This window comes from Nonomuraea sp. NPDC051941 (genome assembly GCF_044593615.1).
The window spans coordinates 304916-328000 of record NZ_JBIUCF010000003.1 but is presented as its reverse complement, the minus strand read 5'-3'; the positions used below and the strand labels follow the sequence as shown (position 1 = coordinate 328000).

Annotated in this window: 16 protein-coding genes; 3 read left to right on the top strand and 13 right to left on the bottom strand. The window is 70.3% G+C overall.

Annotation, left to right across the window (positions count from 1 at the left end):
- The 5 genes from ACIHFD_RS08010 to ACIHFD_RS07990 all read right to left on the bottom strand — a co-directional run bounded on the left by ACIHFD_RS08010 (window position 1) and on the right by ACIHFD_RS07990 (window position 5509).
- The gene (locus ACIHFD_RS08010) at window positions 1-348 is read right to left on the bottom strand and encodes a DUF2784 domain-containing protein (RefSeq protein ID WP_397366295.1); all 348 of its coding nucleotides are present in this window, start codon (window positions 346-348) and stop codon (window positions 1-3) included.
- Window positions 348-1982: a S8 family peptidase gene (locus ACIHFD_RS08005; protein ID WP_397366294.1), complete on the bottom strand. Its 1635-nt coding sequence runs from the start codon at window positions 1980-1982 to the stop codon at window positions 348-350. The genes ACIHFD_RS08010 and ACIHFD_RS08005 overlap by 1 nt, the downstream gene beginning before the upstream one ends.
- 172 nt (window positions 1983-2154) lie before the next feature.
- Complete coding sequence (locus ACIHFD_RS08000) at window positions 2155-3669, bottom strand: MDR family MFS transporter (protein WP_397366096.1); 1515 nt, start codon at window positions 3667-3669, stop codon at window positions 2155-2157.
- A gap of 85 nt (window positions 3670-3754) precedes the next feature.
- Window positions 3755-4336, bottom strand: coding sequence for a TetR/AcrR family transcriptional regulator (locus tag ACIHFD_RS07995; RefSeq protein ID WP_397366095.1), 582 nt, complete (start codon window positions 4334-4336; stop codon window positions 3755-3757).
- Window positions 4337-4447: 111 nt separating this feature from the next.
- Window positions 4448-5509 (bottom strand): aldo/keto reductase, encoded by a 1062-nt coding sequence (locus ACIHFD_RS07990; protein ID WP_355191830.1) that lies wholly within the window; start codon window positions 5507-5509, stop codon window positions 4448-4450.
- Window positions 5510-5602: 93 nt separating this feature from the next.
- Between ACIHFD_RS07990 and ACIHFD_RS07985 the strand changes: the two genes are divergently transcribed.
- Window positions 5603-6433 (top strand): helix-turn-helix domain-containing protein, encoded by an 831-nt coding sequence (locus ACIHFD_RS07985; protein WP_397366094.1) that lies wholly within the window; start codon window positions 5603-5605, stop codon window positions 6431-6433.
- Between the two features lie 40 nt (window positions 6434-6473).
- Here ACIHFD_RS07985 and ACIHFD_RS07980 read toward each other — a convergent pair whose 3' ends face one another.
- Both ACIHFD_RS07980 and gltB read right to left on the bottom strand, forming a co-directional pair.
- Complete coding sequence (locus tag ACIHFD_RS07980; protein ID WP_397366093.1) at window positions 6474-7952, bottom strand: glutamate synthase subunit beta; 1479 nt, start codon at window positions 7950-7952, stop codon at window positions 6474-6476.
- A 16-nt stretch (window positions 7953-7968) separates the two neighbouring features.
- Window positions 7969-12474, bottom strand: coding sequence for a glutamate synthase large subunit (gene gltB, locus ACIHFD_RS07975; protein WP_397366092.1), 4506 nt, complete (start codon window positions 12472-12474; stop codon window positions 7969-7971).
- Between the two features lie 931 nt (window positions 12475-13405).
- Here gltB and ACIHFD_RS07970 point away from each other — a divergent pair.
- Window positions 13406-14950 carry a bis-aminopropyl spermidine synthase family protein gene (locus ACIHFD_RS07970; protein ID WP_397366091.1) on the top strand — a complete coding sequence of 515 codons (1545 nt, stop codon included), beginning with the start codon at window positions 13406-13408 and terminating at the stop codon, window positions 14948-14950.
- A 709-nt stretch (window positions 14951-15659) separates the two neighbouring features.
- Here the strand turns inward: ACIHFD_RS07970 and ACIHFD_RS07965 are convergent.
- The 6 genes from ACIHFD_RS07965 to ACIHFD_RS07940 all read right to left on the bottom strand — a co-directional run bounded on the left by ACIHFD_RS07965 (window position 15660) and on the right by ACIHFD_RS07940 (window position 22339).
- Entirely contained in the window at window positions 15660-16247 is a 588-nt protein-coding gene (locus tag ACIHFD_RS07965; RefSeq protein WP_397366090.1) for a hypothetical protein, read from the bottom strand.
- 334 nt (window positions 16248-16581) lie between these two features.
- Window positions 16582-17322 (bottom strand): hypothetical protein, encoded by a 741-nt coding sequence (locus tag ACIHFD_RS07960; RefSeq protein WP_397366089.1) that lies wholly within the window; start codon window positions 17320-17322, stop codon window positions 16582-16584.
- Between the two features lie 1889 nt (window positions 17323-19211).
- Window positions 19212-19916, bottom strand: coding sequence for a VIT1/CCC1 transporter family protein (locus ACIHFD_RS07955; RefSeq protein WP_355191814.1), 705 nt, complete (start codon window positions 19914-19916; stop codon window positions 19212-19214).
- Window positions 19913-20998 carry a prolipoprotein diacylglyceryl transferase gene (gene lgt, locus ACIHFD_RS07950; protein WP_397366086.1) on the bottom strand — a complete coding sequence of 362 codons (1086 nt, stop codon included), beginning with the start codon at window positions 20996-20998 and terminating at the stop codon, window positions 19913-19915. Before lgt ends, ACIHFD_RS07955 begins: the two co-directional genes overlap by 4 nt.
- Before the next feature lie 110 nt (window positions 20999-21108).
- Entirely contained in the window at window positions 21109-21867 is a 759-nt protein-coding gene (locus ACIHFD_RS07945) for a DsbA family protein (RefSeq protein WP_397366085.1), read from the bottom strand.
- On the bottom strand, window positions 21854-22339 hold the full coding sequence (locus ACIHFD_RS07940; RefSeq protein WP_192792298.1) for a MauE/DoxX family redox-associated membrane protein: 486 nt from the start codon (window positions 22337-22339) through the stop codon (window positions 21854-21856). The genes ACIHFD_RS07945 and ACIHFD_RS07940 overlap by 14 nt, the downstream gene beginning before the upstream one ends.
- A 217-nt stretch (window positions 22340-22556) precedes the next feature.
- Between ACIHFD_RS07940 and ACIHFD_RS07935 the strand changes: the two genes are divergently transcribed.
- The gene (locus ACIHFD_RS07935; RefSeq protein ID WP_397366084.1) at window positions 22557-23084 is read left to right on the top strand and encodes a TetR family transcriptional regulator; all 528 of its coding nucleotides are present in this window, start codon (window positions 22557-22559) and stop codon (window positions 23082-23084) included.
- The last annotated feature ends 1 nt before the right edge of the window (window position 23085 follow it).

Genomic DNA, 23085 nt, shown 5'->3' with positions numbered 1-23085 from the left:
TCACTGACGACGGAGAACGTAGCCTACGTAAGAGAACAGAACGAGAACGGTGACCCCCAGACGTACCAAGTTCGTGTACTGCTCCGGGTAGATCACGCCCTCGATGTAGTTGTCGATGAATCCACCGCGGGGCAGCTCGGGCAGCCCCGCGTTCCGGCGTCCCCAGTCCTCGATCGCGGTGAGCGGGCACTCGACGCCGGTCACGAGCGAGAACAGGCCCCAGCCGACCACGGCCAGGTGCGCCCAGATCGTACGCCGCCAGCGCCACGCGAGGAACCCGCCCACGGCCAGGTAGGTCAGGAACGCGAAGTGCACCATCATCGCGGCGTCCGCGATGATGCGATACATCACGATTCGACGGTAGCCGCTTTCCATGCGTCCACGACACCGTGCCCGAAGAAGCCGTTGTCCGCCTGGTCTCCCTCGCAGACCTGCGTGACGTCCTGGCCGTAGGCTTTGTACACATATTGGCGGGGCGTGGGGCAGGCCTTGGGGGTGGCGGTCTTGTACAGCAGGTCCTCGACGGTGGCCGGGGCCAGTTCGAGGCCGCCCTTGCCGGGTTTGCCGAAGCGGCTGACGAGGATGGCGGCGACTCCCGTGGCATGCGGGGCGGCCATGGAGGTGCCGTCGAGGTACTGGTAGTAGGCGCAGGTGCCGCCCTTGCAGTCCTTGACGACGTCGGCGCCCTTGGGCTCGCCCTTCGCGTCGATCCGCCCGGCGGCCCGCAGCACGTGCTCGGGCGCGGCGCCCAGGATCGAGCGGGTGGCCTTGGCGCCCTTGCCGTCCAGCGCGTCGCCGCCGGGCGCGGACACGTCGGCCTGTTCGGCGCCGTAGTCGCTGTAGATCGCCTTGCGGCCGGAAGGGCCGAGCCCGGCGACGGAGATGACGCCGGAGGACTCGGCGGGCACGTTGACGCAGGAGTTGTCGACCTGGCGCTCCTTCTTCTCGCCCACCGGGTAGCCGGGGCTCTCCTTGTCGACCTTGGGATGGCCGAGGTCGGTGGAGCCGTTGCCGAGGGCGGAGATGAGGGTGACGCCGCGCTGGCGGGCGTAGTCGAGCGCCCGCTGCATGCCGGTGATGATGGCCGCCTGTTCGAGCTGTTCCTTCCTGGAGTCGGCCTTGTTGTTCGTGCAGTTGAACAGCCAGGGGTCGACGTAGTAGCTCATGTTCACGACGTCCACGCCGATGTCGCCGGCGTAGGTGAGCGCGTCGAGGCTGGGCTTGAGGAAGAAGAAGCCGGAGTCCTGGCCGGCTCTGATGTTCACGATCTGCACGCCGGGGGCGACGCCGGCGATGCCGATGCCGTTGATCGGGGCGGCGATCGTGCTGGCGACGTGGGTGCCGTGGCCGTCGTCGTCCTCGTCCACGGGGTCCTTGCAGCCGCTGACCTCGCAGGGGCCGTCGAGCGTCTCGCCGTCCTCGTCCTTGGGCTTGTCGGTGACGAAGTTGCGGCTGAGCTCGCGGTTGAAGTTGGGGGCGATGTCGGGGTGCTTGCCGTCCACGCCGGTGTCGATGACGCCGACCAGCACCTGCCTGCTGCCGGGCACCTTGGCGTTGGCGCGGTCGGCGCCGATCATCCGCATGTCCCACTGGCGGCCGGCGAGCGGCTCTCCCGAGCCGCTCCTGGTGAACGACCGCGCGTCGGGGAAGGCCGCCGTCCGGCCCTTGGCTCCTCCGGTACGGCGGGTGGCGGCGCGGGCGGCGCCGGCTTCGGCGAAGCCGATGCTGCGGTCCGGGGACACCCCGACGACGGATCCGTCGGCGCCCACGTTTTCGGCGAACCTGCCGCCGCCGCCCGTGGTCGTCAGGTAGCCGAGCTTGGCGTCGTTCGCGAGCGTGGTGCCGCCGGCGCTCTCGACGGCCTGCTGCGCCTGTTGCTGCCCGCCTTGGGTGTAGAAGACGAGGTATTCGGGACCTCGAGGGGTGGCGGCGCGGGGCGGGGCCTGCGATGCGCCGGGCGAGCAGGCGGCCATCGCGACCACGGTGGCCAACGCCGTCAAGCCAGAGGCGACCCGCCGCATTGTTCCCCCATCCACCCAGTGCCGCAGATTCTGCATCTTCCCGACACTTACCAGGTGATGCAACTAACTGACGAAATTTCGGCCTAAAGGTAGCTAAGCGGACCCCGGGTACGGGATCCGCTCAGCCCTGGGCTCAGGCCCGTACGCCGGGCTCCGGGGCGGGTTCCTGCGCGACCGGCTCGGACGGGGCCTGGTCGGTCAGGCGTACGTTCCTCAGGAACGCCAGCAGCAACGCGGCGGCCAGCAGAATCGGCCCCACCCACGCGAACACCCCGCTGATGGCGTCGGAGAAGGCGAGCTGCGTGGCGTGCCGCGCGGCCTCGGGCAGCGCCTGGATGGCCTCGGGCGTGAGCGAGGCCTGCCCCAGCGCGAGCCTGCCGCTGAAGACGCCGCCCAGCACCGCCACGCCCACCGCGCCGCCGACGCCCCGGGCGAACGTGACGGCCGAGGTCGCCGCGCCCCGGTCCGCCGCCGCGGTGGTGGTCTGCACGACCAGCAGCACGTTCTGCATGACCATGCCGAGCCCGGCCCCGAAGAGCGCCATGTACGCGCCGGAGACGAACCCGCTGGTCCCGAGGTCCATGGTGGAGAACAGGAGCCCGGCGACCCCGGCGAGCGCCGTCCCCGTGACCATGAACCACTTGAACCGGCCGAACCGGTGCACGAGCTGCCCCGTCAGCGTCGACGAGACGACCATCCCGGCCATCATCGGGAGCAGCAGCAGCCCCGAGTCCGCCGCGCTCGCGCCGGTGGCCAGCTGCAGGAACACGGGCAGGAACGTGGCCGCGCCGAGCATCGCGGTGGCCATGAGCACGACGGAGGCCACCGGGATCGTGAACGTCCGGTCGCGGAACAGCCGCAGCGGCAGCACCGGTTCGGCCGCCGTCCGCTCCACCAGCACGAACAGCACGGCCAGCAGCACCGCGCCGCCGCCGAGCCCGATGACGACCGGCGAGGACCAGGCATAGAGGGTGCCGCCCCAGGAGGCGAACAGCGTCAGGCAGGTCAGCAGCCCGGAGATGAGCACGGCGCCGAGCCAGTCGATGCGGTGCGGGGAGACGCGCTTGGGCAGCTTCAGCACGGCGAACGCCACGGCCAGCGCGACCACGCCGAGCGGCAGGTTGATGTAGAAGATCCAGCGCCAGGAGACGTGCTGGGTGAGGTAGCCGCCGAGGATCGGCCCGGCGATCGAGGCCAGCGTGAAGACCGCGCCGAAGATGCCCTGGTACCTGGCCCGTTCGCGGGGCGTGACCAGGTCGCCGACGATGGTCATGGTCAGCACCATGAGACCGCCCGCTCCGATGCCCTGGAAGGCCCGGAAGGCGATGAGCTGGCCCATCGACTGCGCGAGCCCGCACAGGGCCGAGCCGAGGACGAACAGGACGATGGCCGACAGGTAGAGGTTCTTGCGGCCGTACATGTCGCTGAGCTTGCCGTAGAGGGGCGTGGCGATGCCCGAGGTCAGCGCGAACGCGGTGACCAGCCACGACAGGCTCTCCAGGCCGTTCAGCTCGCCCACGATGGTCGGCATGGCGGTCGCCACGACGGTCTGGTCGACGGCGGCCAGGAACATGGTGAGCATGAGTGAGCCCATGCTCACCCAGAGTGAGCGCCGAGGTGCGGCCTCGGGCGTGGTTGTGGATAGCATTGGTCGTCTCCTTGCTTCTTTCGCGAGGGCAGGAGTGATCCGCGGCGATCGGGGGTGCCACCCCGGTCGCCGCTTTCCTATGGGGTCAGAGTCCGTTCTCCAGCAGCGTGAACGCCTCTTCGAGCAGGTCCTCCACCGATCCGCCGCCGGCCGTCGCCTCCTGGATCGCCGAGATGGCGGCGCCGAACGACGCGACGATGAGCAGCCTGGCGTGGATGGGGCCGGTGACGCCCGGACGGCTCCTGACGGCGTCGAAGACCGTGTCCATGATCTTCGTCTCGTCGGCGGCCCTGGACTTGGCGGCCAGTTCGGGGTGGCGCTTGCGCAGCTCCATGAACGGCTGCATGTCCGTCCAGATCCGCTGGCTCCGGACGGCGAAGGCCCGCATCACCGTTTTCAGCGACTGGAAGGCGGGCTCGTCGGCGGGCCTTTCCGCGAGCATGCCGACGAGCTCCTCGGGGTGCCAGAGAGGCTCCATCACGAGCGCCTCCTCCTTGGAGGCGAAGTAGTTGAAGAAGGTGCGCGGCGAGATGTCGGCCGCCGCGCTGATCGCCTCCACGGTCGCGGCCTCGATCCCCTCGTCGAGCGCGATCTTCACCGCGGCGACCCTGATGGCCTGCCGCTTCTCGGCCCGCCGACGGTCTCGACGCTGCTGCGGACTCTCCATGTCTTGCACTGTACGCAACTCTTGCACACTCTGCAAGACTTGCAGAGTGTGCAATTCCTTGGACATGCCGAAGGCGCCCGCCATACGGGCGGGCGCCTCGGGACACGGGGGTCAGCGGGTGAGGTCGAGCTTGACGCCGCCCAGCATGACCTGGCGCGGCATCGGCCGGGCCAGGAACTCGTGCGGGAACCCGAGATCCACCCGGCCGGCCTCCTCCAGCGCGGCCAGCTGGCCGTCGCCGAAGCGCACGTCCAGGGCCCCCAGGTTGTCCTCCAGCTGCGCCGTCGTGCGCGCCCCCACGATGGGAGCCGTGACGCCGGGGTTGAGCGTCGTCCAGGCCAGCGCGACCTGCGACGGCTTGACCCCGAGCTCGCCGGCGACCTGCTTGACCACGTCGGCGATGTCCAGGGCACGCTCGGTCAGCGACCCGTTGGCCGCCGCGACGTTCTTGCGCGTGCCGGACGGGTCGGCGGAGACCTCCTGGGCGAGGTCGTCCCGGCCGTACTTGCCGGTCAGCACCCCGCCGGCCAGCGGCGACCACGGGATGACTCCGAGCCCCATCTCCCGCGCCATCGGGATGAGGTCCCGCTCGACGGTCCGCTCGACCAGGCTGTACTCGATCTGCAGGGCGATCAGCGGCGCCCACCCGCGCAGGTCGGCGATGGCCTGCATGCGCGACACCTGCCAGGCGGGCGCGTCGGAGATGCCCACGTAGAGCACCTTGCCCGCCCTGACCAGGTCGTCCATGGCCCGCAGGATCTCCTCCACCGGGGTGGTGAAGTCCCAGGCGTGCAGGTAGAGCAGGTCGATGAAGTCGGTGTTCAACCGGCGCAGGCTCGCCTCGACCGACTGCACCATGCTCTTGCGGTGGTTGCCGCCGGAGTTCGGGTCGCCGGGCCGCCTGGCCATGGTGTACTTCGTGGCCAGCACCAGCTCCTCGCGCCGCCCCGAGGCGAACTCGCCGACCAGCGTCTCCGCGGTGCCCTCCGTGTACTGGCTGGCGGTGTCGATGAAGTTGCCGCCCCGGTCCACGTACGTGTCGAAGATCCGCCGCGACTCGTCCTTGTCCGAGCCCCAGCCCCAGTCCGTGCCGAATGTCATGGTCCCCAGCGCGAGCGGCGAGACGCGCAGTCCCGAGCGGCCGAGCAGGCGGTAGGTGTCAAGAGTCGTCATGCCATCAAGGCTGCTCGGGCCCGGATCCGGGGGGAAGGGAAGGCCCTTCCTGGGACGGGCCTTCCCAGGCAGGCGGGTCGTAGGATCCAAGGGATGAACACCGTGGACCAGACCCGCGAGCTCGCCGCCTTCCTGCGCACCCGCCGCGAGCGCCTGGATCCGGGCGACGTCGCCCTGCCCGCCCGTCGCGCCCAGCGGCGCACGCCGGGCCTGCGCAGGGAGGAGGTCGCCGAGCTCGCGGGCGTCAGCGTCGACTACGTGATCCGCCTGGAGCAGGGCCGCGGGCTGCGTCCGTCGGCCGAGGTGCTGGAGGCCCTGGCAGACGCGCTGCGGCTGAGCGAGGACGAGCGGGCCTACCTGTTCGAGCTGGCCCGCCAGCGCCCCAACCGGCAGGCGCCCACCGCGGAGGAGGCGGGCCCGCTGGCGCGGCTCGTGCTCGACCTGTCGCCGCTGCCCGCCATGCTGCTCAACCACCGCTTCGACATCCTCGCGTGGAACCCGGAGATGGCGGGGCTGATGCTGGACTTCGGCACGCTGCCGACGGCGCAGCGCAACAGCCTGTGGCTGTGCATGCTCCACCCGGGCCTGCGCGACTTCTTCCGCGACAGGGAGCGCACGCTGCGCGAGGGCATCGCCGACCTGCGGGCCTCGTGGGCGGCCCATCCCGATGACAAGGCGCTGACCGAGCTGGTCGACGAGCTCACCGCCGGCAGCGAGGAGGTCGCCCGCCTGTGGGCGCTGCGCGACGTCCGGGTCAACGGCCGGGGCCAGAAGCGGCTGCGGCACGCCGTCAAGGGCCCGCTGACCGTCGACTACGAGGTGCTGGCCCCGATCCAGGCCCCCGGCCAGCGGCTGGTCATCTACCGCGCCGCCGACGCCGGCTCGCAGCGCGTCCTCGACGCCATCGCCCGCGAATGCGCGTGAAAAAGCCGGGACCGCGCTGAGCGGTCCCGGCCTCTGTGAGTTACACCAGCGGCCGCACGGTCGGCAGGATCGGGTACGGCAGCGCCGTCTCCCCGGTCAGATACCGGTCCACGCCCGAGGCGGCGGCCCGCCCCTCGGCGATGGCCCACACGATGAGCGACTGCCCGCGGCCCATGTCGCCGGCCACGAAGACGCCGTCCACCTTGGACATGTACGTCTTGTCACGCGAGACGTTGCCCCGCGCGTCGTAGAAGCCGTCACCGCCGACCTCGGCCAGGTCCTGCAGCAGCGAGCCCTTCTCCGGGCCGAGGAAGCCCATCGACAGCGTCACGAGCTCGGCCGGGATCTCGCGCTCGGTGCCCGGGACCGGCTTGAACCCGCCCTGCGGCCCCTCGACCTCGACCAGCCGCAGCGCCCGCACGTTGCCGTCGGCGTCACCGACGAACTCGGTCGTGGAGACCGCGTAGACCCGCTCTCCCCCGCCGTCGGCCAGCTCCTCGTGGGCGCTCTCCATCTTGAACAGGATCGGGAACGTCGGCCACGGCTGGCTGCCTGGCCTGTTCGCCGGCGGCTGCGGCATGATCTCGAGCTGGGTGACGGACGCGGCGCCCTGCCGGATCGCCGTGCCGATGCAGTCGGCGCCGGTGTCGCCGCCGCCGATCACCACGACGTGCTTGCCCTCGGCCGAGACGGGCGCGGTCTCGAAGTCGCCCTCCTGGACCTTGTTGGACAGCGGCAGGTACTCCATCGCCTGGTAGACGCCCTTGAGCTCGCGCCCGGTCACCGGCAGGTCGCGCCACTGGGTGGCCCCGCCCGACAGCACCACGGCGTCGAACTGCTCGCGCAGCTCGGCGGCGGTGATGTCGACGCCGACGTTCACACCGGTGCGGAACTCGGTGCCCTCGGCCCGCATCTGCTCCAGGCGGCGCTCGATGTGCCGCTTCTCCATCTTGAACTCGGGGATGCCGTACCGCAGCAGGCCGCCGATCCGGTCGGCCCGCTCGAACACGACCACGTCATGCCCGGCCCTGGTGAGCTGCTGCGCGGCGGCCAGGCCCGCAGGGCCCGAGCCGACGACCGCCACCCGCTTGCCGGTCTTGACGGCCGGGGGCTGCGGGGTCACCCAGCCCTCGGCGAACGCCCGGTCGATGATCTCGACCTCGACCCGCTTGATCGCCACGGGGTCGGAGTTGATGCCGAGCACGCACGCCGCCTCGCACGGGGCCGGGCAGAGCCGGCCCGTGAACTCGGGGAAGTTGTTCGTGGCGTGCAGCCGCTCGATCGCCTCGCGCCAGTCGGTGCGGTAGACGAGGTCGTTCCACTCGGGGATGAGGTTCCCGAGCGGGCAGCCGTTGTGGCAGAACGGGATGCCGCAGTCCATGCAGCGGGCCGCCTGCTTGGTCAGCTTCTCCTGCGAGAAGTCCTGGTAGACCTCGCGCCAGTCGCTGATGCGGACGTCCACGGGGCGGCGCGCCGGCAGCTCCCGGTCATGCGTGAGAAAACCCTTCGGGTCAGCCATTCGGTTACGCCTCCCTTTAGCTTTGAACCGCGGCCGCCATGACGGCCTCGTCGATGTCCCTGCCTTCGATGCGGGCGGCCTCGGCGGCGGCCAGCACCCGCTTGTAGTCGGTCGGCATGATCTTGCCGAACCGGCCCAGCGCCGCGTCCCAGTCGGCCAGCAGCTCCTTGGCGACCGGCGAGCCGGTCTCCGCGAAGTGCTTCTCGACGGTCTCCTTGAGGAACTCGCCGTCCTCCTCGGTGAGCGTCTCGATGGCGACCATCTCGCGGTTGACCCGCTCCGACCTGAGGTCGAGCAGGTAGGCGATGCCGCCCGACATGCCGGCCGCGAAGTTGCGCCCGGTCGGGCCGAGCACGACGGCCCGGCCGCCGGTCATGTACTCGCAGCCGTGGTCGCCCACGCCCTCGACGACCGCCGTGGCGCCCGAGTTACGCACGCAGAACCGCTCGCCCACGACGCCGCGGATGAACACCTCGCCGGACGTGGCGCCGTACAGGGCGACGTTGCCGGAGATGATGTGGCCGTCGAGCGGGGCCTCCTCGTGCGGCCGGACGGTGATCCGCCCGCCGGACAGGCCCTTGCCGAGGTAGTCGTTGGCGTCGCCGGTCAGCCGCAGCGTGACGCCGCGCGGCACGAACGCGCCGAGCGAGTTGCCCGCCGAGCCGGTGAACGAGATGTCGATCGTGTTGTCGGGCAGGCCCTGGCCGCCGTACCGCTTGGTCACCTGGTAGCCGAGCATGGTGCCGACCGTGCGGTTGACGTTGCGGATGGGCAGCTCCAGCGTGACCGGGGTGCCCTCGTTGAGCGCGCCCTCGGCGAGCTGGATCAGCGTGTTGTCCAGCGCGTGCTGCAGACCGTGGTCCTGCTCGACGACCCTGCGCAGCACGGTGCCCGCGGGCAGCTCGGGCCGGTGCAGGATCGGCGCCAGGTCGAGGCCGCTGGCCTTCCAGTGGTCCTCGGCCGCCGACATGTCGAGCATCTCGACGTGCCCGATCGCCTCGTCGAGCGTGCGGAAGCCCAGCTCGGCCAGGTATTCGCGGATCTCCTCGGCGATGAACTCGAAGAAGTTGACCACGAACTCCGGCTTGCCGCTGAAGCGCTTGCGCAGCTCCGGGTTCTGCGTGGCGACACCCACGGGGCAGGTGTCGAGGTGGCAGACCCGCATCATGACGCAGCCGCTGACGACGAGGGGCGCGGTGGCGAAGCCGTACTCCTCGGCGCCGAGCAGCGCGGCGATGACGACGTCACGGCCGGTCTTGAGCTGGCCGTCGACCTGGACGACGATGCGGTCGCGCAGGTCGTTCAGCAGGAGCGTCTGCTGGGTCTCGGCCAGGCCGAGCTCCCACGGCGCGCCCGCGTGCTTGAGCGACGTGAGCGGCGAGGCGCCGGTGCCGCCGTCGTGCCCGGAGATGAGCACCACGTCGGCGTGCGCCTTCGACACGCCCGCGGCGACCGTGCCGACGCCGACCTCGGCGACCAGCTTCACGTGGACCCTGGCCTCCGGGTTGGAGTTCTTCAGGTCGTGGATGAGCTGGGCCAGGTCCTCGATCGAGTAGATGTCGTGGTGCGGCGGCGGCGAGATGAGGCCGACGCCCGGCGTGGAGTGCCTGGTCTTGGCGATCCACGGGTAGACCTTGTGGCCGGGCAGCTGGCCGCCCTCGCCGGGCTTGGCGCCCTGGGCCATCTTGATCTGCAGGTCGGCCGCGTTCACCAGGTATTCGCTGGTGACGCCGAACCGGCCGGAGGCGACCTGCTTGATCGCGGACCTGCGGGTGGCGTCGTAGAGCCGCTCGGGGTCCTCGCCGCCCTCGCCGGTGTTGGACTTGCCGCCGAGCCGGTTCATCGCGATGGCGAGCGTCTCGTGCGCCTCCATGGAGATGGAGCCGTACGACATCGCGCCCGTCGAGAACCGCTTGACGATCTCCGAGGCCGGCTCGACCTCCTCGATCGGGATCGGGGCGCCCTTGCGCAGCTTGAACAGGCCGCGCAGGGTCATCAGCCGCTCCGCCTGGGAGTCCACGAGGTTCGTGTACTCCTTGAAGATCTCGTAGCGGCGGGTCCTGGTGGCGTGCTGCAGCTTGAAGACGGTCTCGGGGTTGAACAGGTGCGGCTCGCCCTCGCGCCGCCACTGGTACTCGCCGCCGACCTGGAGCCTGCGGTGGGCGTTCTCCGCGCGCGGGTAGGCGTGCCGGTGTCGCTGCGCGACCTCCTCGGCCAGCACGTCGAAGCCGACGCCGCCCAGGCGGGAGGTGGTGCCGGTGAAGCAGGAGTCGATGACCTGCTGGCTCAGGCCGAGCGCCTCGAAGATCTGCGCGCCGGTGTAGGAGGCCACTGTGGACACGCCCATCTTGGACATGACCTTGATGACGCCCTTGCCGTACGCCTTGATCAGGTTGCGCACGGCCTTGCGCTTGTCCATCTGGAGGGCGCCGGTGTCGACCAGGTCCTCGATGGTCTCGATCGCGAGGTACGGGTTGATCGCGCCCGCGCCGTACCCGATGAGCAGCGCCATGTGGTGGCACTCGCGGGCCTCGGCGGTCTCGACCACGAGCCCGATCTTGGTGCGGGTCTTCTCCTGGATCAGGTGGTGGTGCACCGCGCCGGTCAGCAGCAGCGCCGGGATCGGCGCCAGCGTCTCCGACGAGCCGCGGTCGGACAGCACGATGATCCGCGCGCCGGCCGCGATCGCCTGGGACGCCTCGGCCCTGATCTCCTCCAGGCGGCTCAGCAGCGCCTCGCCGCCGCCGGCGACCTCGTACAGGCCGCTGATGACGTACGGGTGGAAGCCCGGCAGGTCGTGCTCGTCGTTGATGTGAATGATCTTGGCGAGCTCGTCGTTGTCGATCACCGGGTACGGCAGCACGAGCTGGCGGCACGACGACGGACCCGGGTCGAGCAGGTTGCCCTCGGGACCGATGGTGCTGGCCAGCGACGTGACCAGCTCTTCACGGATGGCGTCCAGCGGCGGGTTCGTGACCTGCGCGAACAGCTGCGTGAAGTAGTCGAACAGGAGCCGTGGCTTCTCGCTCAGCACGGCCACGGGCGTGTCGGTGCCCATGGAGCCGATCGGCTCCTGGCCCGCCTTGGCCATCGGCGACAGGATGATGCGCAGCTCTTCCTCGGTGTAGCCGAAGGTCTGCTGCCGCTTGACGAGCGCCTCGTGCGTGGGGATCTCCCGCTGCCGCGCGGGCAGCTCCTCGAAGCGGACGAGCCCCGCGTGCAGCCAGTCCTCGTACGGGAGCTCGGCGGCCAGCTCGGCCTTGATCTCGTCGTCCTCGATGATCTTGCCGCGGGCGGTGTCGATGAGGAACATGCGGCCCGGCTGCAGGCGGCCCTTCCTGACCACGTCCTCGGGCTTGAAGTCCAGCACGCCGGCCTCGGAGGCCAGCACGACCAGGCCGTCGGCGGTCACCCAGAAGCGTCCGGGGCGCAGGCCATTGCGGTCGAGCACGGCGCCGGCCAGGGTGCCGTCGGTGAACGTGATCGACGCGGGGCCGTCCCAGGCCTCCATCATCGAGGAGTGGAACTCGTAGAAGGCCCGGCGGGCGGGATCCATCTCGGTGTGGTTCTCCCACGCCTCCGGGATCATCATCAGCACGGCGTGGGGCAGGCTCCGGCCGCCGATGTGCAGGAGCTCCAGGGCCTCGTCGAAGCTGGCGGTGTCGCTGCCATCTGGGTCGCAGATGGGGAAAAGTCGTGAAATATCGCCCGGGATGTGGGCGGACTCCAGCATCGCCTCGCGGGCCCGCATCCAGTTGCGGTTGCCCTTGACCGTGTTGATCTCGCCGTTGTGGGCGATGTAGCGGTACGGGTGGGCGAGCGGCCAGCTCGGGAACGTGTTGGTGGAGAAGCGCGAGTGCACCAGCGCGATCGCCGTCTCGTAACGCTCGTCGCTCAGGTCGGGGAAGAACGGCTCGACCTGGTCGGGCGTGAGCATGCCCTTGTAGACGATCGTCCTGGCGGACAGCGAGGGGAAGTAGACGTCCGCCTCGTGCTCGGCCCTCTTGCGCAGGCAGAACGCCAGCCGGTCGAGCTCCAGCCCCTCCCGGCCCTCAGGGTCGGCCACGAACAGCTGGGCGAAGTGCGGCATGACGGCCCTGGCGCTGGGCCCGGGCAGCTCGCGGTCGACCGGCAGCTCGCGCCAGCCGAGCACGGTGAGGCCCTCCTCGGCCGCGATCTCCTCGATCAGGCCGGTGGCGATGCCCCTGGCCTGCTCGTCGAACGGCAGGAAGGCGATGCCGGTCGCGTACGCGCCAGCCGGGGGAAGCGCGAACGGCACGCTCGCGCGGTAGAACCCATCGGGAATCTGCGTCAGGATCCCGGCTCCGTCGCCGGTGTCCGGCTCGCTACCCTTGGCCCCCCGATGATCAAGATTGCACAGAGCCGTCAGCGCCTTGACCACGATCCCATGCCCACGGCGTCCAGCGACGTCGGCAACCATGGCGACACCGCAGGCATCATGCTCGTTGGCGGGGTGGTACAGGCCCTGGGGCTCGGGGAACCCGAGGTGGGCAGCAGGCATTTAATCCCTCCCGTCGTCATCGTCTGTCTCTAACTGCGCTACAGGCGGGGACGACGTTGGCCCTGCTGCATATCGTGGGTAGAGGTTACCGCACGCTGCCGGAATGGTGCCCGGCACGTCCGCATTGCGAACATTGGGGCCTATCCCAGCATCCGAACTCCCTATCCCAAACCCCGGACGTAGGCAAAGAAATTCCCGCTACACGTCCACGATTTACGGCATGGGGAGCGATTCGTCCCCACTCCACCCCCCGCCCAAACCCCAACCCGACCAATCCGCCCGTACACCACCCCGCCCACCCCCAGATTTCACCCCCGCGCCGTCCCGCTCACCCGCCCACCTCACCCACCCGCCACCACGACCACTCCACCACCCCACCCAAGCCCTGCCACACTCCCCCCACTGCTCACCCGACGCCCGGACGGGTGGCCGGGCCGGGGACACCGATGCCTCGCACGGACGCGCGCTCGGGCTGTCCACCCTTGTACCTCGATAGGGTTGGCCTCGTGACTCCTCCGCTCCTCGAAGGGAGCGGCTTCTCGCCAAGCCGCCTGCGCAGCGTCGCGAAGCTCGGTCGACGCGCCGACATCGACATCGCCGTGCGCACAGTGCGAGCGACGAGAACACACACGGGAGATGCCGGCAGTCCCGTGCACAAGCACCGTCACCAACACCCCCCGACCCACCTCCAGGATCGATCCGCTCAATCTCGATCCAGACGTGCCGACGACGTCACACCCGGTCCGATCGATCACGCCGTACGCCTGTTCACCGGTGGGGCACAGCAGGAACGCGGACGATCCGTGCACCACCACCTCCCACCCTCAGTAACGAGACCATCACGCTATCGGCATGTGCCGACAAAATCTGGAGGGAGGGAGCGCGGACTCCCCTGCCGACCGAGGCGGGCGGAAGAGTCCGCGCGGATCTGATGGAGCGTGACGGGGTGGAGCGCCTGCTCGCGGAGGCAGGGCCGGACAGCAGGCGGTTGCGGCACGCCCTGACCCTCCTGTGCGACGCCCAGTGGTGGACACTGGCCGACCTGGTCAGGGAGACCGCCACCTCCAGGCGTACCGTCGAGGCCCTCCTGCGCGAGCTTCCCCTGGAGCGGAAGGGCGACGCGTTCCGGATCCCGCTGACCCACACCAACGACTACCAGGACCTCCTCGCGCTGGCCCCGCCGCCGGAGGATCCGGTGGCCCACCTGCTCCCCCACTACGCTTCCGAGCTCGCCCGCCTCAAAGACCTCGTGGCCCGGGCTCCGCGCGCCCGCCACGTGCTCGACCACGTCTCGGCTACCCCCGAAACGATCCTGAGGCGGGCGCTGCTGCTCGGCGCCCGCTTCTGGCTCCCCGGCACGCGCCTGCTGTGCGTCGGCGACCACGACCTGACCTCGCTGGCCGTCAAGCTGATCCATCCGGAGACCGACGTCACGGTGGTCGACATCGACGAGCGCATCCTGGCGTACATCGACGCCCAGCGCCTGGGGGTCCGCACCCGCTGGGCCGACCTGCGCCTCGGCCTGCCCTCGTCCGCCCGGGACCACGACCTCGCGCTCACCGACCCCCCGTACACGCCGGAGGGCACGGGCCTGTTCGTGGCGCGGGCTGCCGAGGCGCTGACGGACAACGGCCGCATCCTGCTCGCGTACGGAGCCAGCGAACGTACCCCGATGCTGGCCTTCAAGGTCCAGCAGGCCCTGGCGGACCTCAACCTCGCCTACGAAGCCATCTATCCCGACTTCAACCGATATTTCGGGGCAGAAGCCATCGGCTCGGCTGCCGACATGTACATCCTCCGCCCCACCACCAGGACGCGCCCGGCCGTGACGTCCCGTCTGAGCCGCCAAACCACCACTATCTACACCCAAGGCCCACAATCGGTCGAAAGCGCCCATAACGCCCTCTCAGCCCCGCAGGAGGCCATCCAGGGCTTCGACCCCGACCTGCTGGTGGGCGAGTGGCCCAAGGACCTCACCGAGCCACGGGTCCGGCTCTCGACCTGGCTCTCCAAGCCGTACGCCGCCACCCTGGACCGCGTGGCCGTGACCCTGCCCCCGGGCCTGGAGGCCGCCCTCCCCCGCATCCTCCTGGCGACCCGCGCCTCCCACGTACGCGTCGTGGGCTCCGACCTCCCGCCGCTGCCTGACGTGCTGTCCACCGTCTACAAGCTGAGCGCCGGCGGCGACGTCCTGGACGCCGTACGCCTGCCACAACCGCCCGGCGACGCGGCCTCGGTACTGCGCAGGATCCTGGACAACGGGCACGCCAAGCTGGCCAACACATGGCGCGAGGCCCTCATCGCGGTGGCCCGTACCCAAGGCTCGACCCTGACCAAGAACGAGGCCCGCACCCTCATCGCCGAAGCCGCCCCCTGGTCGGAAGCCCTGACCCCCCTGGACGCCCCCCTCCACCGCCTGTCCGCCCTCCCCGAAGCAGTCACCACAACCATCTCCGCCCTGACCACAACCACCTGACCCACCCCGACAACCCCGCCCTCCGAGGGGTCCGGACGTCCAGTCACTGCCAAAGCCAGGCCGATGCGCCACGGCCAAGTCCAGCCGAGGCCGGGTCCAGCAAGGTGGAGTCCAGTGGAGGTCGAGGCCAGTGGAGGTCAAGGCCAGCAGCAGGCCGATGCCGCAAGTCGCCCTGATCGCCGCCGCAGTCGCGGGTCCCAGTCACCATCGCGGGTGGCAGCCGCCGCTCCGGTCACCATCCAGGGGCGCGGGTTGCGGTCGCTGTCCCAGTCACCGTGGCGGGTCACCGTCACGGTCACCTGTAGCGATCGCCGTCCTGATCATCGTGCGGTCCATCGCTGTCGCTGGTCCTGGTCACCATCGCGGGCTGCCGCCGTGTCGCCGGTCCTGGTCACCGTCGCGGGCTGCCGCCGTGTCGCCGGCCCGGCCACCGTCGCGGTCCTGGTCACCGTCGCGGTCCTGGTCAGCGTCGCGGTCGCGGATCGCCGACGCAGTTCCGGCCCCGGTCGCCGTTGCGAGTCATGGCCCCGGCCACGGTCGCGGTCACGGGTCCCGGCCGCCATCGCAGTCGCGAGACCTGGTCACCGTCGCACCCAGGGGTCGCCATCGCAGTCGCGGCCTCCGCCTCTCTCAGGGGTTGCCATCGAGGGGCGGCCGCTGCCCCGGAGTCGCCGAGTCGCTGTCGAGGGGCGGGTGGGTGGCGGTGGCTTCAGGTTGCGGCGACGATGCGGCCCTGGACCACACGCCCCAAACCGTCCAGTGCCACGAGGGCGGCCACCAGGTCCTGGGCGGGCGCCGATCCTCCGGCCCAGCTCACGGTCACGTAGTGGCCCATCGCCCGCGCCTGGGCACGGCTGCCGACCGGCTCGAACGCGATGTCCTGCTGTACGAACCCGTCCTTGCCCAGCGCCGACACCAGCGCGTCAGCCGCCCGCCCGTCGCTCAGGTTGAAGATAACGAACTGACCCGCCACCGCACCCCCCTTGTACGTGGCCTGGAGCGCCTGCGTGCAGCCCGTGGCCGAGACCCCCCAGAGAACCTCGTCACAGTCGCTGAACTGCTGCGTGGCGTCCAGACGCATGGCGCCCAGGGTCTGGGTGGCCGGGGTGAAGACCTCGTTCAGGGTGAGAGGCGTGGTGTCGTTCTGGCGTTTGTCGATGGCGGAATAGAAGGCGGAGGTGGGCTCGGCGTGGAAGCTGGCGGGCCTGGGATCCTCGCGCCGCAGCCACAGCCAACCGGCCACCGCGACGACCGCCACGAGGGCGAGCCCCAAGGGGATGACAACACGACGCGACATCAGCAGGCCACCTCCGCAATCGCGACGACATCCCGAGGCCTCAGGCGGCCGCCCTCCACCATCACGGCAACTCCCCCAGGCCTCAGCCGACCGCCCTCAGTGAGCGCGATGACATCCCGAGACCCCGGGCGAGCGCCCTCCACGATCACGACGACTCCACCGGGCCTCAGCTGACCGCCCTCAGTAATCGTGACGACATCCCCAGGCCCCGGGCCACCGCCCTCCACCATCGCGGCAACTCTCCCGGACCTCAGGAAACCGCCCTCAGCGATCGTGATGACGTCACGGGAGCGGTGCCAGGGGCGGGTGTTGTTCGGGGGTGGGTGGTTCGACATCAGGAGGACGGTCCGGTGATCGTGACGACGCGGCGGTAGACGGCCTTCTCCGCGCCGCGGAGCGCCAGGGTGAGCGAGACGAAGTCGTCCTTGGGGCCGGGATCCGCGCCGTCGGTCTTCCCCAGCCACACCAGGCCGACGTAGTGGCCGAGGGCGTAGCCGCCAGCCTCGGAGTAGCCGCCGGCGGGGAAGGCGGCCTTGGCGGACTCCAGGGGACGCGTCCAACCGCCCCGGTAGAGCGTCTTCAAGGACTCCACCAGGTCCGCGGCCGACTTGCCGTCCTTGAGGTTGAGCAGCGTGTACTGGCCGATGTACCGGCCGTCGGAGCTCGCGTAGAGGCCGCGGGCGACTTGGGTGCATCCGGCGTCCGACACCAGTTCGAGGAGGTTCGCGCCCCACAGCGCCGCCGAGCAGTCGGCATCGAGTTTCTTGGTGACCAGCTTGAGCTTGAGCTTCTTGGACACGGCGAGCTCGCTCTGCCCGAACACCTCCTTCTCGGTCAGGGCCCGCTGGTCCTTGGCCCTGTCCGTGACGGGGTCGAACAGCTTGGGAGAACCCCACCCCCGGAAGACGCGCGGGAGCGCCGTGTCCGGCGCGATCATGGAGGAGCCGGCCTGCCGCTGCGGGGAGTAGCCGCCGATGGAGTTGATGGCGACCACCAGCCCGGTCCCGCCCGCCAGCACGCCGACGATCGTGGCGATGATGACGATCAGCCGCTGGTGCTTGGGCTGCAAGCCCATGTGGGTGAGCAGCGGGAGTTGCCAGTCAGAAGGCGGCGGACGCCGTCGCGTACGCGAGAACTTCCCGGGCCGCCCGTCACCATCGGCCTTCCCGTCGCGAGTCTCAGAAGTCGCAAATCCACCGTCGGCCCCGAAGTCCAATGGACCGTCGTCGGCCAACCGATCGTCCTCGGCCCCGAGCACTGACCAACCGCCATCGGCGCCGGCCACCAACCGGCCACCTTCCGCCCCAGCCACCGAGCGACCGCCGTCGGTTTCAGCCGCCGAGCGACCGCCATGGGCCCCGGCCGCCGAACGACGACCGCGGCCTCCGGATGACGAACGACCTCCATCGGTCTCAGCCGCTGAACGTCGGCCGCCGGATCTTCGGGGTCGGGTCCCCTCGGTGACGGACCGCATGCCGCTGACCGCCCAGTCACCGCCGACCGCATCGGCCGCGGGCTCGTCGCCGCCGGCCGCCCAGTTTCCAAGGTCGCCGTCTGCTGCCCAGTTTCCGCGGTCGCCGCCGCTCGCCGACTGGTCATCCGCGCCGTGGCTCGCCTTCGCCCGCCTGCGCCCGGAACGCCTTTCGCCGCTCTTACCGGACGGCAGCCGCCCGCCGCCGGTCGCCTCGGCCAACAGCTGACCATCGTCGCCCTGGCCTCCGGCAGTCCAGCCACCGCCGCCGACGCCAGCCCCGCCAGCACCCACCCCGCCAGCGGCACCAGGACCAGCACCGCCAGTGGCACCAGGACCAGTGCCAGGCCCGGCACCGGCACTGGGCCTACCCTCGTCGCCAGCGTGCCGGCCACCTGCACCCGGCGTCGGCTGGCCGTCGCCGCTCGGCTGCCAGCCACCGTCCGCACCTGCCGCCGGCCAGCCGCCAGCTGCTTGGCCTCCACCGTCCGGGTCTACGGACGACCGGGCGTGACCGGCCCGCCCCGAGTCGGCCGCGCCCGCCGACCGGCGACCACCGGCACGACGGCTGCCTCGCCCCTCCGACGCGGGCCGACCTCCGGCACCGGTACGGCCAGCGTCATCCGAGCCTGATGCCCGACGACCCCCAGCACCGCTGGTGTCCTGCGCCTCCCGAGCGGGCCAGCTGCCACTGGCGTCCTGGACATCCCGAGCAGGCCAACTGCCACCCGCGTCCCGCAGGTTCCGCGCAGGCCAGCTGCCACCCGCGTCCTGCACATCACGGGCCGGCCAGGTACCACCAGCGTCTGGAACATCCCGAGCAGGCCAACTACCGCCCGTGTCCTGCACATCACGCGCCGGCCAACTACCACCGGCGTCTTGAACGTCTCGCGCGGGCCAACTGCCACCAGCCGGGCCGGCGCCATCCGAACCCGACGCCCGACGACTACCAGCACGGCCGGCATCCCGAGCAGGCCAACTACCGCCCGTGTCCTGCACATCACGCGCCGGCCAACTACCACCCGTGTCCTGCACCTCTCGCGCGGGCCAACTGGCACCAGCCGGGCCAGCACCATCGGCACCCGACGCCCGGCGACCACCAGCACGGCCGGCATCCTGCACGTCCCGCGCGGGCCAGCTACCACCGGTGTCCTGGACATCCCGAGCAGGCCAACTGCCACCAGCCGGGCCAGCGCCATCCGAACCCGACGCCCGACGACCACCAGCACGGCCACCATCCCGCGCAGGCCAACTCCCGCTCGTGTCCTGCACATCACGGGCCGGCCAGCTACCGCCGGCGTCCTGAACATCCCGAGCAGGCCAACTACCGCTGGCCCGGCCGGCGGCGTTCGGGTCTGGGGTCGACTGGCCGGAGGCGGGGGTGGGGGTGTCCTGGTCTCTGCCGGGCGAGCGGCCGCCGCGGGTGCGGCCCGTGCCGTCCTGACCGGAGGAGGATTTGCCGTGACCGCCCGAACCGGCTCTTCTGCGGGCCATCACAGGCCCGCCGCCCCGATCAGGTTGCCGAGGCCGAACGTGACCGCCGCGGCGATCACGCCCACCACGAGCTGGCGCAGCCCTGAGAACCACCAGCTGCGCGCCGTCACCGCCGAGACCAGCGCGCCCGCCGCGAACAGGGCGACGCAGGACACCGCGGCCGACAGCGCCAGGTCCCTGGCGCCGAGCAGGTACGGCAGCAGGGGCAGCACCGCCCCCAAGCTGAACGACAGGAACGACGACACCGCGGCCACCACCGGTGAGGGCAGCTCGCCGGGGGCGACGCCCAGTTCGTTCTGGGCGTGGACCTCCAGCGCGCGGTCCGGGTTGCGGGAGATCTGCCTGGACACCTCGGCGGCCAGGCCGGGCTCCACGCCCTTGTCGACGAACGTCTGTGCCAGCTCCGCCTGCTCGTCGTCAGGGTGGCGGGCGAGCTCGCGCCGTTCCACGGCGATCTCGGCCTGGGCCAGCTCGCGCTGGCTGGCGACCGAGACGTACTCGCCGCCCGCCATGGACAGCGCGCCGGCGGCGAGCCCGGCGACGCCTCCGAGGGCGATGACCTTCGTGTTGGTCGTCCCGCCCGCGACACCCGCGATGAGCGCGAAGTTCGATACCAGGCCGTCCATCGCGCCGAACACCGAGGGCCGCAACCAGCCTCCGGTGACGTCGCGATGCTGGTGGTGGATCTCCGCGCGACCACTCATCGCGAGTTCTTCTCCTTCGTCACGACTTCGGCGTCAGATGCCTCTACCCCGTCGGCGGGGGTTACATCATCCGCCGGCGGCGGGGCATCCTTCGCTCCGTCGTCCTCGGCCTTCTCAGGCTTCTCGGCCTTTTCGGCTGCCGGCGCCGGAGCGTCCGTGACTTCCGCGTCCGTGGTCTTGTCGGTCTCCGGAGCCGGGTCGTCTGTCGCTTCGGGGTCCTTGGACGTATCGGCCGATGGTCGAGGGCTCGGAGCGTCCTCTCCGTCGTCGGCCGAGGTGGGCTCCTGCGTGTCCTCGGAGTCGGCGTCCGCCTGGTCGGCGGGGTGAGCCGGGTCGGCCGGGGCCACGATCTCCACGCTGTCCCGGTTCCTGGACAGCCAGAAGTACGCCAGCGCCGCCACGAACAGCACGATCGACGTCCACTGGTTGATCCGCAGCCCGAGGAACGTCACCGCGTGGTCCACGCCGCCGACCGGGTCGATGCGCAGCCCTTCGATCCAGAAGCGGCCCAGCGTGTAGCCGGCGACGTAGAGGGCGAACAGCCGCCCGTGGCGCAGGGCGAAGCGCCGGCCCGCGAAGAGGAGCACGAAGCCGAGCGCCACGTCCCACAGCGACTCGTACAGGAAGGTCGGGTGGTAGAGCACCCCCGGCTCGCCCCCGTGGTCGGCGTCGATCTCCAGGCCCCACGGCAGCGTGGTCGGCGAGCCGTAGAGCTCCTGGTTGAACCAGTTGCCCCAGCGGCCGATGGCCTGGGCGAAGGCGATGCCGGGCGCGACCGTGTCGGCGACGGCGCTCATGGAGATGCCGCGTTTGCGCACGGCGAACCAGACGCCGAGCGCGCCGAGTGAGATCGCGCCCCAGATGCCGAGGCCGCCCTCCCAGATGAACAGCGCCTGGATGGGCTCCTTGATCGCGCGACTGCCGAAGTAGGTCTGCCAGTCGGTGATGACGTGGTAGAGCCGGCCGCCGATCAGGCCGAAGATGACCGCGGGGACCGCGATGTCGACGATCGTCCCCTTCTGGCCACCGCGGGCCTGCCAGCGCCGCTCGCTCAGCCAGACGGCGACGATGACGCCGAGCACGATGCATAGCGCATAAGCCCGGATCGGGATGATTCCGAGATACCAGACCCCCTGGGAAGGGCTGGGAATCGAGGCAAGGGGCATGTCACGTGAGGGTAGCGGAAGAGAGACTACTTGGCCGCCTTCGTAATCGCTTCGCGCAGATCTTGCGGGCTGAAGAGTACGGGATTGTCGATTTCCTTGCCGTTCAGTTTCACCGTCGGCGTATGGTCGATCTTCTGCGCATCGATGATCTTCTTGCTGTACGAGAGCTGCGCGTCGGCGTGCTTCTGCGTGGTGACGCACTGGTCGAAGTCCGGCGCGGTCACCCCGGCCTGCTTGCCCCAGTTCTTCAGCTGGTCGACCGTGAAGCCGGCCTCGGTCTCGGACGGCTGGTTCTGGTAGAGCAGGTCATGGAAGGCGACCCACTGCTTGCCGTCGGCGACGCATCGGGCGGCACTGCCCGCGCGTACGGAGTTGGACTTGGTCGGCTCCTGGGAGAAGATCGTGATCGGGTGGTAGACGACCTTGGCCTTGCCCTCGGCGGCGAGGTTCTTGAAGGTCTGGCCGCTGACCCGCTCGAGCTCCTTGCAGGCGGGACACTGGAAGTCCTCGTAGATGTCGACCACGGGCCCGGCGACGCCCTGGTTGGCCATCACGACCGAGCCGTCGGGCTGCACCGTGACCGACGCGAGCGCTCCGGCGGCCTGCTCGGACTGCGAGTTGCTGGCCGCGTACCACCAGCCGAGCCCGACGGCGGCCACCGCGACCGCCCCGGCGGTCACGTACGTGGCGATGCGCCTGCGCCTTTCACGCAGGCGTGCCTCAGCCTGCTGTTCCCTGATCTTCTCGCGCGCCGTCTTCGTCTTGGTGCGCTCAGCCTTGCTCATCGTCGTCATCCCCTTCAATACGATTGTCGCCCCCCAGTCCAAGGGCGCCGTCGAGCGCGAAACGGCCCGGCGGGAAACGCACCGCCCAGGCGCCGAGCAGCACGAGCCCGAAGTCGCGCAGGATGTCGAGCAAGTACGTCGGCTCCTCCCCTACCCCCAGCTGGCCGCCGCCACCGAAGCAGCCGCAGTCGATCCGCAGACCGTGCGCCCAGGCCCAGGCGATGCCGAACACGAAGGCGAACATGAGCAGCCCGGCGATCACCGCGGCCACCCTGGTCAGCAGACCGACGACCAGCAGCAGTCCGACGACGATCTCCAGGATCGGCAGGGCGTAGCCCACCGTGACGGCGATCGACTCGGGCAGCAGCTGGTAAGCCTTGACCGCCACGACCGAATCGGCCGGGTTGCCGATCTTGAGCCCACCCGCCGCGATCAGCACCCCGCCCAGGACCAGCCGGGCGACGGTCGTCACCCAGGGTATCGCCGAGAACTCTCTGCGTGACGATAGTGACGCGTCCACACGCCATCTCCTCTTTCTCTGCGCCGGGATGGGCACAGTATCGGGAATCCATATGACCACGCGGCGGATAAGCACCGGCTAAGCCGTGTTTCTTGCGGGAATTACGCAGTCAAGTAAAAATTTACTCATGCAAGTAACGGTCACGGGCTCCGCAAGACGAGCGCAGATCGTGACGGCGACCATCGCGACGATCGCCGAGCTCGGCTACCACCAGGCGTCGTTCGCCCGGATTGCCCGATCTGCCGGGCTCAGCAGCACTCGCCTGATCTCGTACCACTTCGCGGGCAAGGACGAGCTGATCGGCCAGGTGATCGCGACGATCCAGGGGCGGCTTTCGGCGTTCATGACCGAGCGGGTGAGCACACAGCGCACGGCCGGCGCGGCGCTGGAGACGTACATCCGCTCCCTGGCGGAGTACGTCAGCGAGCACCGCGCCGAGATGCGCGCCGCCACGGAGATCCTCCTCAACCACCGCCCCGAGGCCACCGGCCTGTCGGCGCTGTCCCACCTCGAGCGGTTACTGGTCTGGGGGCAGGAGAGCGGCGAGTTCGGGGCGTTCAACGTGCGGGTGACCGCGATGGCGGTCCAGCGCGCGCTGGACGGGCTGCCGTTCCTGCTGGAGGCCGACCCCGACGCCGACCCGGACGAGTACGCCGACGGGCTGGCCGCGCTGTTCGCCAGGGCGGTCCGGGCATGAG

Bases quoted from the DNA above. Each gene is read 5' to 3' on its own strand.
- ACIHFD_RS07945 (WP_397366085.1), bottom strand. From the start codon at position 21,867: ATGAGCAAGGCTGAGCGCACCAAGACGAAGACGGCGCGCGAGAAGATC.
- ACIHFD_RS07995 (WP_397366095.1), bottom strand. From the start codon at position 4,336: ATGGAGAGTCCGCAGCAGCGTCGAGACCGTCGGCGGGCCGAGAAGCGG.
- ACIHFD_RS07970 (WP_397366091.1), top strand. From the start codon at position 13,406: ATGGAGCGTGACGGGGTGGAGCGCCTGCTCGCGGAGGCAGGGCCGGAC.
- ACIHFD_RS07960 (WP_397366089.1), bottom strand. From the start codon at position 17,322: ATGGGCTTGCAGCCCAAGCACCAGCGGCTGATCGTCATCATCGCCACG.
- ACIHFD_RS07985 (WP_397366094.1), top strand. From the start codon at position 5,603: ATGAACACCGTGGACCAGACCCGCGAGCTCGCCGCCTTCCTGCGCACC.
- gltB (WP_397366092.1), bottom strand. From the start codon at position 12,474: ATGCCTGCTGCCCACCTCGGGTTCCCCGAGCCCCAGGGCCTGTACCAC.
- ACIHFD_RS07990 (WP_355191830.1), bottom strand. From the start codon at position 5,509: ATGACGACTCTTGACACCTACCGCCTGCTCGGCCGCTCGGGACTGCGC.
- ACIHFD_RS07980 (WP_397366093.1), bottom strand. From the start codon at position 7,952: ATGGCTGACCCGAAGGGTTTTCTCACGCATGACCGGGAGCTGCCGGCG.
- ACIHFD_RS07955 (WP_355191814.1), bottom strand. From the start codon at position 19,916: ATGAGTGGTCGCGCGGAGATCCACCACCAGCATCGCGACGTCACCGGA.
- ACIHFD_RS08000 (WP_397366096.1), bottom strand. From the start codon at position 3,669: ATGCTATCCACAACCACGCCCGAGGCCGCACCTCGGCGCTCACTCTGG.
- ACIHFD_RS08010 (WP_397366295.1), bottom strand. From the start codon at position 348: ATGTATCGCATCATCGCGGACGCCGCGATGATGGTGCACTTCGCGTTC.
- ACIHFD_RS07965 (WP_397366090.1), bottom strand. From the start codon at position 16,247: ATGTCGCGTCGTGTTGTCATCCCCTTGGGGCTCGCCCTCGTGGCGGTC.